The 13,063-nt window shown below is 61.2% G+C and carries 12 protein-coding genes; 4 read left to right on the top strand and 8 right to left on the bottom strand.

The window, feature by feature from the left end; translation table 11 throughout:
- Positions 1-29: 29 nt before the first annotated feature.
- Both DYL61_RS11535 and DYL61_RS11540 read right to left on the bottom strand, forming a co-directional pair.
- Positions 30-914: a sugar nucleotide-binding protein gene (locus DYL61_RS11535; RefSeq protein ID WP_135308425.1), complete on the bottom strand. Its 885-nt coding sequence runs from the start codon at positions 912-914 to the stop codon at positions 30-32.
- Between the two features lie 265 nt (positions 915-1,179).
- Positions 1,180-3,252, bottom strand: coding sequence for a mechanosensitive ion channel family protein (locus tag DYL61_RS11540; protein ID WP_135308426.1), 2,073 nt, complete (start codon positions 3,250-3,252; stop codon positions 1,180-1,182).
- Between the two features lie 167 nt (positions 3,253-3,419).
- On the opposite strand from DYL61_RS11540, the gene DYL61_RS11545 reads away from it, so the two are divergent.
- The 3 genes from DYL61_RS11545 to DYL61_RS11555 are packed head-to-tail and all read left to right on the top strand — an operon-like array spanning position 3,420 to position 6,392.
- Entirely contained in the window at positions 3,420-4,199 is a 780-nt protein-coding gene (locus DYL61_RS11545) for an endonuclease/exonuclease/phosphatase family protein (protein WP_105698439.1), read from the top strand.
- Positions 4,196-5,455, top strand: coding sequence for a cardiolipin synthase ClsB (clsB, locus tag DYL61_RS11550; protein WP_135308427.1), 1,260 nt, complete (start codon positions 4,196-4,198; stop codon positions 5,453-5,455). The genes DYL61_RS11545 and clsB overlap by 4 nt, the downstream gene beginning before the upstream one ends.
- Positions 5,445-6,392, top strand: a complete 948-nt coding sequence (locus DYL61_RS11555; RefSeq protein WP_105698437.1) for a lysylphosphatidylglycerol synthase domain-containing protein — start codon at positions 5,445-5,447, stop codon at positions 6,390-6,392. Before clsB ends, DYL61_RS11555 begins: the two co-directional genes overlap by 11 nt.
- 136 nt (positions 6,393-6,528) lie before the next feature.
- On the opposite strand, the gene DYL61_RS11560 is transcribed toward DYL61_RS11555, so the two are convergent.
- From DYL61_RS11560 to DYL61_RS11570, 3 genes are all read right to left on the bottom strand, one after another.
- Positions 6,529-7,284: an alpha/beta hydrolase family protein gene (locus DYL61_RS11560; RefSeq protein ID WP_105698436.1), complete on the bottom strand. Its 756-nt coding sequence runs from the start codon at positions 7,282-7,284 to the stop codon at positions 6,529-6,531.
- The gene (locus tag DYL61_RS11565) at positions 7,274-8,383 is read right to left on the bottom strand and encodes a DUF3182 family protein (protein WP_135308428.1); all 1,110 of its coding nucleotides are present in this window, start codon (positions 8,381-8,383) and stop codon (positions 7,274-7,276) included. Before DYL61_RS11565 ends, DYL61_RS11560 begins: the two co-directional genes overlap by 11 nt.
- A 171-nt stretch (positions 8,384-8,554) precedes the next feature.
- Complete coding sequence (locus DYL61_RS11570; RefSeq protein WP_135308429.1) at positions 8,555-9,514, bottom strand: GlxA family transcriptional regulator; 960 nt, start codon at positions 9,512-9,514, stop codon at positions 8,555-8,557.
- A gap of 97 nt (positions 9,515-9,611) precedes the next feature.
- Between DYL61_RS11570 and DYL61_RS11575 the strand changes: the two genes are divergently transcribed.
- Positions 9,612-10,172, top strand: a complete 561-nt coding sequence (locus DYL61_RS11575; RefSeq protein WP_135308430.1) for a cysteine hydrolase family protein — start codon at positions 9,612-9,614, stop codon at positions 10,170-10,172.
- A gap of 21 nt (positions 10,173-10,193) precedes the next feature.
- Here DYL61_RS11575 and tam read toward each other — a convergent pair whose 3' ends face one another.
- The 3 genes from tam to DYL61_RS11590 form a co-directional block, all read right to left on the bottom strand.
- Positions 10,194-10,955 carry a trans-aconitate 2-methyltransferase gene (gene tam, locus DYL61_RS11580; RefSeq protein WP_135308431.1) on the bottom strand — a complete coding sequence of 254 codons (762 nt, stop codon included), beginning with the start codon at positions 10,953-10,955 and terminating at the stop codon, positions 10,194-10,196.
- 93 nt (positions 10,956-11,048) lie between these two features.
- The gene (locus DYL61_RS11585) at positions 11,049-11,564 is read right to left on the bottom strand and encodes a single-stranded DNA-binding protein (protein WP_017849542.1); all 516 of its coding nucleotides are present in this window, start codon (positions 11,562-11,564) and stop codon (positions 11,049-11,051) included.
- Between the two features lie 9 nt (positions 11,565-11,573).
- Positions 11,574-12,968: an MFS transporter gene (locus DYL61_RS11590; RefSeq protein WP_135308432.1), complete on the bottom strand. Its 1,395-nt coding sequence runs from the start codon at positions 12,966-12,968 to the stop codon at positions 11,574-11,576.
- Positions 12,969-13,063 lie beyond the last annotated feature (95 nt).

A 13,063-nucleotide genomic window follows, 5' to 3' on the forward strand; every position in this document is an offset into this window, starting at 1 on the left:
AGCTCTCCCACATTTGGATCTCTGTTTCTTCAGGTATGCCGGTAGAACCTGTCCAGCAACGCCGGTAACCCCGCCCGCCATGCCCGTGGCTTGATGCCGAAGGTGTGCAGGATCTTCTTGCACGCCAGCACCGCATGTTGCGGTTCATCGCTGGCATCCGGCCGGGCTGCGTGGGCCTGGGCAGTGGGGGACTCGATAGCCAGTGGATGGTAGTTGCGTGCTTCGGTGAGGATCGCCTGGCCCAGCGCCAACGGTGTGGTCGCCTCTTGCCCGGCGTAGTGGTAAGTGCCCCACAGCGGCGCCGCGCAATCGAGCTGTTTCAGCACCGAGATGATCACCCGTGCCGCATCGTCCACCGGTGTCGGGTTGCCGCGACGGTCGTCCGCCATCAGCAATTCATCCGGTTTTTCAGCCCGGGCCAGGAAGCGCCCGAGGGCCCCTTCGACACTGTCATCCAACAGCCAGCCAAAGCGCAGCAGCACATGCTGCGGGCAGGCCGCGCGCACGCTCTGCTCAATACGCCACAACGCCTGGCCGCGCAGGCCCAGGGGCACCGGCTCGTCTTTTTCGCTGTAGGCGGTGGCGCGGGAGCCATCGAACACACGGTAGCTGGACGGTTGCAGCAAGGTGATGGTGTGGTGCTGGCACAGTTCGGCCAGGCGTTCGATGGCGAACTCCTGGGCAGCCAGGCGGGTTTCGCTGACGGCTTCGGCCTGGAACCAGTCGAAGTAGTAGGCGAGGTTGATCAACGCATCGGGACGGGTGTCGTCGAGCAATTGGGTAAGGCTCGCGGCATCCCAGCCGTCTTGGGGCGGTTTGGGGGCGAGGAAGCCGATGTCTTCCTCTGCACCGAGGCGAATCAGCGCCTGCCCGAGGGCATTCCCGCCGCCCAGTAACATAAGGCGCATTCGCATAGATTGAGCAGGCCCGGTCAGTGTGGAACGATGGCTGTTTAGGTATTTGTCAGAATCGTTGCATTTTGCGGGTTTGTAGCGCAACCGTCACGGACAAACTACGCGATTGAAACGTGTTGGATTGGGCGGAAGATTGATCAGCAGGCGGTGCTGGAGAAGTTGATCAGGCATTGAGGGCCCCATCGGGGGCAAGCCCCCTCCCACATTTTGACCACGGCGCCTATCAGATGTGGGAGGGGGCTTGCCCCCGATGAGGCCAGTACAGTCACTGCTTAAGCACAGGACTGTTCACCCCTTCTTCATCCACCTGCGCCCCACGCCTGGGCAATAAAACCTGCTGTGGGTAAGTCTGCGCGAACTGCACCTCGTCACAGTTATCCACAAGCTTTTTCAAGCGCTGGTTAAATGCCCGGCTCACCGCGTACTGCCCACCGGACACGGTACGGAACTGCGCCGTGAGCACCACGCCGTTGAGGTCCATCTTGTCGACACCAAACACCTCCAGCGGCCCTTGCAGGTTGTACTTGAGGAACACGTCGTCGCGAATCGACTGCCCCGCCTCGCGAATCAACTCCACGGCCTTGTCCACATCGGTGTCGTAGGTGAACTGCACTGAGAAGAACGCATAGGCAAACTGCCGCGACTGGTTGGTGACCGCCTTGATCTGCCCGAACGGCACCGAGTGCACAAACCCTTTGCCGTCCCGCAGGCGCAAGGTGCGGATGGTCAGGCCTTCGACCGTGCCGGCGTGACCGGAGTCGAGCACCACCCAGTCGCCGATGGACAAGGTGTCTTCGATGATGATGAACAGGCCGGTGATCACATCCTGCACCAGCTGCTGCGAGCCGAAACCGATGGCTAGGCCGACCACACCGGCACCGGCCAGCAACGGCGCGACGTTGATGCCCAGGTTGGCCATGGTGGTGATCGCGCAGATCACCACCAGGATGATCTTCACCGCGTTACGCACCAGCGGCAGGATGGTTTTCACCCGCGTGCTGGGCTGGCGGTTGGAGCGTTTATTCACCGGTGGTTTCAGCGCTTCCTGGATCGCCGTGTCGAGCACGACCCAGAACAGCCAGGTCATCAGCAGGATCAAACCGATGCTGCTGAGGGAATCGCTGATCGCCCGGCCCACCGAGTTGCGCTGGGCAAATTCAAACAGCGACACCCCCCAGATTCGCCCGAGGATCTCAATAAACCCAATCGCCATCGCAATGCGCAACACCGCGTGCAACAGGCTGAGAAAGCGCTCCTTGTAGGCACTGCTGCGCTGGATGGCGACCTGGCTGCGAGACTTGAACAGGTGTTGCAGCACGGTGCTGAGAAATACCGTGCCGATCAGCAGAATCGTGGTGAACAACGCACAGCGCAGGGCCTTCTGATTGTCATCGCCGGCGCCGATCAGGTTGATCGCCGAGACCAGCACCATCAACAGGATTGGCCAGTACCACAACCCGGAAAACACCCGCAGTGACTGTTGCAGCGCAGGGTGCGCCAGGCGCGGAGCCAGTGGACGGTTGCGAATCAGGTGCGCCACTGGCCGGCGCAGGCGCACCACCAGCACGCCGAAGATCACCGCCGCGAACAACCCGGTGAACACCGCGACACTGCTGGTGATATTGCCGCCCAACTGCCGGGCGATTTGCGGGCTGGTCAGGGCATCGCTGAGGGCGGCAAGGAAGCCGATCAGGAACAGCGGCTTGGGACAGTAATCGCGGATAATCCGCACGGCCGTTCGCTTGTGGCCCACGTTAAACATGACGATGACGCACAACAGCATCGACGTGGAAAAAATACCACTGCTGGTGGCATAGGCGAAACACAGCGCCAGCGCGCGCCCAATGGAGGTGGGCAGGAAGTGACTGACATACAGGGTCAACGGCAGGCAGATCAGCGCGGGAATCGTATACGGCACCACATAGCCGAGTACCCCTTGCAGGCGCTCGCGCTGCTCGACGAATGTGCGACGGCTCAAGCGCTGCACGAAAAAACGTCCCAGCACGGTGAGCACGGTAAACGCGCCGATCCACACCCCGGACAACAACAGAAAGTCCCCGGCCACGCTCCACGGCGAACGCTCGGAAGTCTGGTCCACCAGCCGCCCGACTTCATCCGCCGCACGGTCGGCCCGCAGACGCCAGGCATCGATCAGATTTTGGTTGAGATCGAGTTTTTCCTGCACGTCGTCAATGCTGGAACTGATGGCGCCGAGCAAGCCGCCTTCTACCAGCAGCTCGGGTTTTGCCGCGGGCTCAGGTGCCGTCGCGGCTTGCAGGGCACCATTGCCGCACACCAGCAGCAGGCCAAGCAGCAATGCAGTTTTAAAATTCAGCAAAACACCGAGCTCCTTCAGAAGGGTCTGTAAGGAACTGACGGGTTTGAAACTCGAACGTTCCCCTGTTTCGGCATCTTTGTGCCGTCTGTAGGACGCTGGAAACTTTCTGTCAAACAGCACAGTCAGCCATAAACGGGGCCTCGCCCCACTCTTTTTCAGGAGCAACCATGGCTGCGATTCCCGACTGGGTGCCCATCACCCCCAGCGTCGCCATCACTCGCTTCACGGTGCTGACGGTCAATATCCACAAGGGCTTCACCGCCCTGAATCGGCGCTTCATCCTGCCCGAGCTGCGTGAAGCGGTGCGCAGTGTGGGCGCCGACATGGTGTTTTTGCAGGAGATCCACGGCACCCACGAGCGCCACCCGCAGCGTTACAGCGAGTGGCCGAACATGCCGCAGTACGAGTTCCTCGCCGACAGCATCTGGCCGCAGTTCGCCTACGGGCGTAACGCGGTGTACCCCCACGGCGACCACGGCAATGCGTTGCTGTCGAAATTCCAGATCGTGCGTTACGACAACCTCGACATCTCCCAGAGCGGCCATGAAAACCGTGGCCTGCTGCATTGCGTGCTGCGCTTGCCGGGCACCGGCCAGGAAGTGCATGCAATCTGCATTCACCTGGGCCTGCGCGAGGTGCATCGCCAGCAACAATTGCGCTTGCTTGAACAACGCATCAGCGAGATTCCAGCCGATGCACCGTTGGTGGTCGCGGGTGATTTCAACGATTGGCGCAAGCAGGCCGACCTCAGCCAGAGCGGCCTGCGGGAAGTGTTTATCGAAACCTACGGCAAGCCGCCGCGTACCTTCCCGGCGCGCTTGCCGTTGCTGCCGCTGGACCGCATCTACGTGCGCAATGTGAAAGTGCACAACCCCCGCGTACTGACCACCCGGCCCTGGTCTCACCTGTCGGACCACGTGCCGCTGTCGGTGGAGATCGAGCTATGAACATGGCCGTAGAACATATCGCCACCGACCAGCCGCCGGACGACGCCAAGGTCCGCGACCTGGACTACGGCTGGCAGCGCGGCAACCAGGTCGAGTTGCTGGAGAACGGCGAGGCGTACTTTCCCAGGGTGTTCGAAGCGCTCAGGGCGGCGCAGCGGGAGATCCTGCTGGAGACGTTTATCTTGTTCGAAGACAAGGTCGGGCATGAGCTGCAAGGCATCCTGATCGAAGCCGCGCAGCGGGGTGTGAAGGTGGTGGTGAGCCTGGATGGCTTCGGCTGTGGCGAGCTGAGCCCCGGGTTTCTCGGCGCATTGGCAGAGGCAGGCGTGACCGTGCAGATGTTCGACCCGGCGTCCAAGACCCTGGGGTTTCGCACCAACTGGTTCCGCCGCTTGCACCGCAAGATTGTGGTGGTGGACGCGGCCGTGGCGTTTATCGGCGGGATCAATTTCTCCGCCGACCACTTGGGCGACTTCGGCCCGGAAGCCAAACAGGATTATGCGGTGCAGGTGACCGGCCCGGCGGTGGCCGATGTGCATCACTTCGCCCTCGCGCAAAGCGGTCGCCAGGTGCGCACTCGTCGCGGTTGGCGCCGGCGGCAGCAGCGGCCAGCGCTGTGGGCCGATCAGGGTGAGGGCCAGGTGCGCTTGATCTACCGCGACAACGTGCACCATCGCGATGATATCGAAGAGGCGTATATCCACGCCCTGAGCAAAGCGCAGCAACGTGTGGTGATCGCCAACGCCTACTTCTTCCCCGGCTACCGACTGCTGCGGGAGATCCGCAATGCCGCGCGCCGTGGCGTGCACGTGCAACTGATCATGCAAGGCCAGCCGGATGTACTGCTGGCCAAGCTGGCGGCCCGCATGCTGTATGACTATTTGCTCAAAGACGGCGTGGTGATCCACGAGTATTGCCAGCGCCCGCTGCACGGCAAAGTCGCGCTGGTAGATGACGAGTGGAGCACCGTGGGTTCGAGCAACCTGGACCCGTTGAGCCTGTCGCTGAACCTGGAAGCCAATGTGTTGATTCGTGACCGTGAGTTCAATCAACAGCTTTACGAGCGCCTGGAAATACTCGCTCACACCCATTGCCAAACCATGCCGGAAAACCGCAAGCCACGCTTATGGCTGTGGCGACTGACCGTCGGTTTCCTGGTGTTTCATGTGATGCGCCACTTCCCTGCCATGACCGGTTGGTTGCCCGCCCACAAGCCCCGCTTGAAGCCATTTGAGGGCCCAGTCCATGACCTCTGAAAGCCGCTTCAAGCACTGGAAAAAGCCGCTGACCATCGCCTTCTTCCTGCTATTGATCGTGTTGTTCACCCTGCTCGCCCGGCGCATCGACTGGAGCGAAGTGGTGCAGACCCTGGGCGACTTCAAACTGCGCACGCTGTTGATTGCGAGCGGGCTGACCTTGTGCAGTTTCCTGGTGTACGCCAGCTTTGATCTGATCGGCCGTACCTATATTCGCCAGGACCTGGGCTGGAAGCAGATCCTGCCGGTGGGGATCATCAGCTATGCGTTCAACCTCAACCTCAGCGCGTGGGTTGGCGGCATCGCCATGCGCTATCGCTTGTATTCGCGGCTGGGGGTGAGCACCGGCAATATCGCCAAGATCCTCGGGCTAAGCCTGGCGACTAATTGGTTTGGCTATATGGCGTTGGCGGGGGTGATTTTCAGCAGCGGCCTGGTGACGATGCCTCCGGGTTGGAAAGTCAGCAGCAGCGCTTTGCAGGGCATCGGCGCGTTGTTGGTGTTGGTCAGTCTGGGTTATCTGGCGGCCTGCCAGTTCTCGAAAAAGCGCGCGTGGTCGATTCGCGGCATCGAGATCAACCTGCCGTCGTTGCGTATGGCGTGTTTGCAGTTGGCGCTGGGGGCGTTGAACTGGTCGCTGATGGCGGCGGTGATTTTTACCCTGCTGCCGGCCAAGCTGGATTATCCGCTGGTGCTGGGGGTGTTGCTGATCAGCGCGATTGCGGGGGTGGTCACCCACATTCCGGCGGGGCTCGGGGTGTTGGAGGCGGTGTTTATTGGACTGCTGCAACATGAAGCGTCACGGGGGAGTTTGCTGGCGGGGTTGATTGCGTATCGGGCGATCTATTTTATTGTGCCGCTGTTGATTGCGTTGGTGATGTATTTGGGGGTGGAGGCCAAGGCCAAGGCGTTGCGGGTCAAGAAGGCTCCGGCTTGAGGCGGGGTTGGCTGGTCTGGCGCTATCGGGGGCAAGCCCCCTCCCACATTTGAATGTATTCACAAATCAAAATCTGTGAACCCAATCCAGTGTGGGAGGGGGCTTGCCCCCGATGACCATCTAAAGAACACCCTAATTATTGGGATTGAATAATGCTCAACCGCTCCCCCACCACCATCTCGGTAATCCAGTCCACCAGGATCGAGGTGTACGCCTGCTGCGACACCGGGTCGCTCAACGAGTGATCCGCCCCATCGATAATGCGGTGCGTCAGCGAATGCGTCTGCTGGCACGCCGCCCGATAACTCATGATGGTGGCGTGCGGCACGTGATCATCGGTTTCCGACTCGACGATCAATACATCCCCCGTGAACTTCGCGCAGGCATGCAACGCCCGGTTGGTTTCGGCATGCACCAACGTGCCGCGATACTCCATCAAGTCGACCTTATCCAGCTCGCGCTTGGGCTTGAGCCATTCCTGGTCGCGGTACAGCGCCGGCACTCTCAGCGCCAGCCAGCGCACGGGGCGCAATGAGGTGAGGATCGCCGCTAGGTATCCGCCATAACTGGTGCCCACCACCGCCACCGCCGAGGTGTCGATGGCCGGGTGGGACAGCAGCCGGTCGTACGCCGCCAGCAGGTCACGCAGGTTGTCTTCGCGGGTGACGCGGGACAAGGGAATACCGGTGCCAGCATGCCCGCGCAGGTCGAAGGTGAGGCACACGCAGCCCAAACCGGCGATGCCTTTGGCGCGCTCAAGGTCACGCTCCTGGCTACCGCCCCAGCCGTGCACGAACAACACGCCGGGGACTTTGGACTTGGGACTGAGAAAGGTGCCGCTCATCTGTTCGTCGTCAATATCGATCGCAATGCTTTCGCTTCTAGCCGTCATAAGATTTAACCGTCACGTACTTGAGAAGAAAGTCGCTGTTTTCCGCCGGCCCGCGGTACACCTCGATGGCATCCGCCGGCAGCGCCTGGTCCACGTAGGTTTCCACCGAGGACACATGAATGGCGCGCAAGTCGGGGTTGTTGATAAAGCTCTGCAGCGCCGCGACTTCCGCGCTGCTGGCGCCGCCCATGCGCCACGACTGTTCGAGCACACCGCTGCGGCGCTGGCCGTGGCTGTCCAGGCCCTGGGCGATGTCGTAGTTGCGCCTTGAAGCATAGAAACCTGGGTAAGCTTCGTCGGCGGCCGTGTCGAACACCTGGGCTTGTTGGATAGCCAGGCACACGTCGTCGGGTAGGTCGAGCTTGAGCAGATCCTCGTAGTAGCCCGGCACCACCAGCAGGTTGGAGCCGCCGTAAACCTCTTCGCCCCGCCCGTCCTGAGTGAGGTATTGCTCGCCGCAGTAGCTGATCACGTGATCGCTGATAAAACTCTGGCCGACGCTGTGGGTGATGACGTCGTGCAGGTCTTGTTCCAACACCACGCCTTCGTTGAACACGTTTGCGGCGTTGGGACGCGCCAGCAGCGTGTCGAATGCGTCGAGGCTGTGGATAACTTCCTGACCGCGCCCGGCGCAGGCATGCACGGGTTTCAAGCGGATGGGACCGTTGTCGAGCAAACGCATCGCGGCGGGCCGCGCATCTTCCAGCGCGAACACGCTTAAGCCATCCAGCACGACCTTTCGAACACGCTGGCAGAACAACGGCGACCAGCCCTCAGGAGCCGTCGCATCGGGGCTGAGCAGCTCATGGCTAATGGCTTTGGTGGCGATGAAATCGTGATCGACGTATCCGCCCCACAGGTCTTCCGGGCCTTTGATGTGCAGTGCGCGGGCTTGGGTGGCGCCCACCAAGGTTTGCGTGGGCAGCAGGTATAACGCTCGGCCTGCGTGCAGGTCGATGTCGTAGCTGCCACCGAACTTGAGTCCCAGGATCTGCGCCAGCCAGCGCGCCAGGGCGCGATTGGTTTCGATCTCGTGCAACGGCGCGCCCTCTCGCGTGGAGTGAGCGACGACGGTTTTTTTGCGTTGGGTCGGGGTCATGCGTCCCCCTTGGCGATCCAGCCATGTGTGTAGAGGGAGGGTTGCAGGGATCAAGCCAAGACGTTGCGGGCAACGATGGCTGTTAAATCAGACAGTTGTGAAAAAACCGATGGCAGTTGGCCTGTTTTATTCTGCACGACACTACCGTCGGTCGGCGGTGTTCTGCACGATTCATACGCCAAACCGGCTGCGGTAATCGCTGGGGGCCAGACCGGTGATTTTCTTGAAGATGGCGCGAAAAGCGCTGGGGTCCTGGTAGCCCACGGTCCAGGCGATATGGTCGATGGTGCCGTTGGTGAACTCGAGCATTTGCCGGGCCTTACCCACCCGCAGGTGTTGGCAGTACTCGGTCGGTTTCAAACCCGTAGCATTGCGAAAGCGCCGCAGGAAGGTGCGTTCTTCCAGGCCCGCCTCTTGGGCCATCACCGTGATGGAAACGTCAACCGCGCCACTGGCCTGCAACCAATGCTGGACCTTGAGGATCGCGGCATCACCGTGCCCGAGGATCGGCGCAAAGTTGCTGCCGCACTGGCTGGCGCTGTCACTGTGTTCGATCACCAGGAAACGTGCGGTATCGGCGGCGATGCTCGGGCCCATCAAGCGGTCCACCAAGCGCAGGCCCAGCTCGGACCAGGCCATCAGGCCGGCGGTGGTGATCAGGTCGCCGTCATCGACAATGGGTTTATCCGCCTCCAGCCGCACCGCCGGGTAACGCGTGGCGAAGGACTTGGCGGACGACCAATGTGTAGTGGCACTGCGCCCGTCCAGCAGACCACTGCGCGCCAGCATGATCGAGCCGATGCACACACCGCCCAATACCGTGCCCGCCCTGTGTTGCTGGCGAATCCACTCCAGGAGCGCAGGAGGCGCCTGTTCCTCGGTAAATTCGCCTATCGACGGCGGGACCAGTACGGCCATCATGGGTTGGCCGGGGCCTGGGTGACTGTCGAATACCCGTGCAGGTTGACCGGCGGCGTCGACCTGCCAATGGCTGACGCGCAGCACTGGCAGTTGGTTGGATTGATGCTCGGCGGCGATGCGGTTGGCCACGCCAAACAGATCGGTCAGACCATGCACAGCCGCCAATTGCGCGCCTTGATAAATCAACACCCCCAGCTCAACAACCGCCATTGTCAGTTTTCCCCCTGTTATTGTCGGTGCAGCCAATCCACGGTGCGGGCGCCAGCCAAGATACTGGACCCCATCAACCCATCACGAGGCAATACCCATGGCCAAGCAAGCGCTCATCCTAATCGATATCCAGAACGACTACTTCCCCCAGGGCAAGTGGCCCCTCGATGGCGTGGAGGCCGCCGCGGACAAAGCGGCGCAGGTGCTGCAAGCGTTTCGCCAGGCGGGGGATGCGGTGATTCACGTGCGTCATGAATTCACTTCCGACGACGCGCCATTCTTCACCCCAGGTTCTGCGGGCGCCCATCTGCACAACAAGGTGCTGAACGAGGGCAACGAGCCGGTGGTGCTCAAGCACTTCGTGAATGCGTTTCGTGAAACCAACCTGCGTTCGCTGCTGGAACAACGCAGCATCACGGAACTGGTGGTGGTCGGCAGCATGAGCCATATGTGCATCGATGCCGTGGTACGGGCCGCGGCGGATCTTGGCTATAAAGTCACGGTGATTCATGACGCCTGCGCCACGCGGGATCAGGAATTCAATGGGCAGGTGATTCCAGCGGCGCAGGTGCACGGGGCTTATATGGCATCGCTGGCATTTGGCTATGCGGGCGTGGTGTCAGCGGATGAGTATTTGAAGACACAAGCGGCGGCATGACCGCCACTTGTTGGCAGGGCGCTAACGGGTCGCGATGATGAACAGGCGCGGGAATGGCAGCAATACGGTGCCATCGGCCAGGGCTGGATAGGCCTGGGTGATCCGCGCCTGATATTCCTGTAGGAACGCGGCTTTTTCGCTGTCGGCCAACGGCGCGAGGAACGGCCTCAGGGCCGATGCCTTGAACCACTCCACCACTGCCCCGTGGTCGGCCAGAGGGTGCAGGTAGGTGGTGCGCCACACATCGACGGTGCTGCAATGTTTGCTCAGCAGCTCGTAGTAATAGCTCGCCGTGTGACGCTCGTTGTGTTTGACCGCACCGATCTTGGCGGCCCAAGGCCCCTCAGCGGCGACTTCACGGGCGAGGCGGTGCGCAGGTTCGTCAAGGTTGTCCGGGGTTTGCACCGCCAGCGTGCCGCCCGGTGTCAGTTGGTTGACCAGGTGCGGGTAGAGTGTCGCGTGGTTTGGCAGCCATTGCAGTGAGGCGTTGGCGAGGATCACATCGAACGGTTGCGCGGGGTTCCAATTGCCAATGTCCGCCAGTTCGAAGTTATGGGCCGGCAGGCGTTTACGCGCGTCGACCAGCATGTCGTCGGAGCTGTCCAGGCCGGTGACTTTTGCATCCGCGAAGCGCTCGGCCAGCACCTGGGTAGAGTTTCCAGGGCCGCAGCCCAGGTCAACGGCAGTGCGCACGTCGGCATTCGGAATGGCCGCCACCAAGTCACGGACGGGACGGGTGCGCTGTTGTTCGAACATCGTGTATTGCTTGGCTGACCAGGTCATCGCGGCTTTCCTTCCTGTCTAGGGATTAACGGGCAATAAAAAACCCTCGAAGCGTGGGCTGTCGAGGGTTTTGTGCATTCCAGGTATTAGACCTTAGAACGGGATATCGTCATCAAAGCTGTCGAAATCGGCTGCCGGCTGTGGAGCGGCCTGCTGTGGCGCTGGACGCGACTCACGCTGAGGCTGCTGGCTTGGCTGCGGACGGGACTGCTGTGGACGCGGTGCCGAGTTGGACATGCCGCCCTGGCCCTGTTGGTCGCCCTGTGGACGGCCGCCCAGCAGTTGCATGGTGCCTTGCATGTCGACCACGATTTCGGTGGTGTAACGCTTGATACCGTCTTTTTCCCACTCGCGGGTTTGCAGCTTGCCTTCGATGTAGACCTGCGAACCTTTGCGCAGGTACTCACCGGCGATCTCAGCAACCTTGCCGAACATCGACACACGGTGCCATTCGGTTTTCTCGACCTTCTGGCCAGTTTGCTTGTCGGTCCACTGTTCGCTGGTCGCCAGACTCAGGTTGGTCACGGCGTTACCGTTAGGCAGGTAGCGAACTTCGGGATCCTGGCCGCATGTACCGACCAATATGACTTTGTTAACCCCACGGGCCATAACGTTCTCCTAGGCTGGGCGCGCTGTCGGCACTGGGTTGACCAGTTGCTCGAGCGTCGCGCGATCCAATAATTCGGTGTCCAATTTGATGTAGATGGCGGCTTCTTCAGCAACAACCACGGCATCGGTAACCCCGGTAACGGCCTTAAGGCGCTCGACCAGACCGGCTTCGCGGATCGCTTCGGGCGATAACGGCAAACGCAGGCTCGTTACATAGGGAGGTTCGCGCATGGTAACAGCAAAGGCTAGCCAGAGGGCAGCCAGACCTGCGCATCCCAGGAACACAACCGACAAACCGCCATGCTGGAACATCCAGCCACCCATGATGCCGCCCAGTGCAGAACCCAGGAACTGGCTGGTGGAATACACCCCCATCGCCGTGCCCTTGCCGCCGGCCGGTGAAACTTTACTGATCAGCGAAGGCAGCGAAGCCTCCAGCAGGTTGAACGCAGTGAAAAACACCACCGTCCCCACTACCAGCGCCCGCAGGCTGTCGCCGAACTGCCAGAAGAATAGCTCAGTGAGCATCAGCGTCGCGACGGCGCCCAACAGAACTCGTTTCATTTTGCGTTTTTTCTCGCCATAAATGATGAACGGGATCATGGCGAAGAACGAAATCAACAGCGCGGTAAGGTAGACCCACCAGTGCTGTTCCTTGGGCAGGCCGGCTTTTTCCACCAGCGCCAGGGGCAGCGCAACGAAGCTGCACATCAGCATCGCGTGTAATACGAAGATACCTAAATCCAGGCGCAGCAGGTCCGGATGTTTGAGCGTCGGCAGCAACGCCTTGCGCGCAACGCCCGACTCACGGTGCTGCAGGGTGCCGGTGGAGCGCGGCACCATAAACGCGACGACCACGATGCCAAACAACGCCATGCCGCCGGTGGCGAGAAACAGCCCGTGCAGGCCGAACGCACGGGTCAGGAGTGGCCCGACCACCATGGCCACGGCAAACGACAGGCCGATGGTCATGCCGATCATCGCCATGGCTTTGGTGCGGTGTTGTTCGCGGGTCAGGTCCGACAGCAGTGCCATGACGGCCGCGGAAATCGCACCGGCACCCTGTAGGACACGGCCAGCGATCACGCCCCAGATCGAATCTGATTGCGCAGCGAGCACACTGCCGAGGGCAAAGACGATCAACCCCAGGTAAATCACCGGACGACGACCGATGCGGTCGGAAATGATCCCGAACGGAATCTGGAAAAGCGCCTGGGTCAGGCCATACGCGCCAATGGCCAGGCCGATCAGTGCGGGGGTCGCTCCTGCGAGATCCATTCCATAGGTCGCCAGTACCGGCAACACCATAAACATGCCAAGCATACGGAAGGCGAACACCAGGGCCAGACCGCTTGCTGCTCGCGTCTCGCCGCTGCTCATGCGTTCGCTGTGGGGATCGTGCATGGAAAAACCTCGTGTGAACCGGCGGCGATTCTACCAGTCCCATCGATTAAGAGGGTATATGCGGCGGTTTGCCGCGCAGCTTTCATGTAAGGCTG

The sequence above is a fragment of the Pseudomonas nabeulensis genome (genome assembly GCF_004682045.1).
Lineage (GTDB): Bacteria > Pseudomonadota > Gammaproteobacteria > Pseudomonadales > Pseudomonadaceae > Aquipseudomonas > Aquipseudomonas nabeulensis.

Coding starts and splice junctions, on each gene's coding strand:
- clsB (WP_135308427.1), top strand. CDS start 4,196: ATGAACATGGCCGTAGAACATATCGCCACCGACCAGCCGCCGGACGAC.
- DYL61_RS11585 (WP_017849542.1), bottom strand. CDS start 11,564: ATGGCCCGTGGGGTTAACAAAGTCATATTGGTCGGTACATGCGGCCAG.
- DYL61_RS11590 (WP_135308432.1), bottom strand. CDS start 12,968: ATGCACGATCCCCACAGCGAACGCATGAGCAGCGGCGAGACGCGAGCA.
- tam (WP_135308431.1), bottom strand. CDS start 10,955: ATGACCTGGTCAGCCAAGCAATACACGATGTTCGAACAACAGCGCACC.
- DYL61_RS11535 (WP_135308425.1), bottom strand. CDS start 914: ATGCGAATGCGCCTTATGTTACTGGGCGGCGGGAATGCCCTCGGGCAG.
- DYL61_RS11575 (WP_135308430.1), top strand. CDS start 9,612: ATGGCCAAGCAAGCGCTCATCCTAATCGATATCCAGAACGACTACTTC.
- DYL61_RS11555 (WP_105698437.1), top strand. CDS start 5,445: ATGACCTCTGAAAGCCGCTTCAAGCACTGGAAAAAGCCGCTGACCATC.
- DYL61_RS11565 (WP_135308428.1), bottom strand. CDS start 8,383: ATGACCCCGACCCAACGCAAAAAAACCGTCGTCGCTCACTCCACGCGA.
- DYL61_RS11545 (WP_105698439.1), top strand. CDS start 3,420: ATGGCTGCGATTCCCGACTGGGTGCCCATCACCCCCAGCGTCGCCATC.
- DYL61_RS11570 (WP_135308429.1), bottom strand. CDS start 9,514: ATGGCGGTTGTTGAGCTGGGGGTGTTGATTTATCAAGGCGCGCAATTG.
- DYL61_RS11560 (WP_105698436.1), bottom strand. CDS start 7,284: ATGACGGCTAGAAGCGAAAGCATTGCGATCGATATTGACGACGAACAG.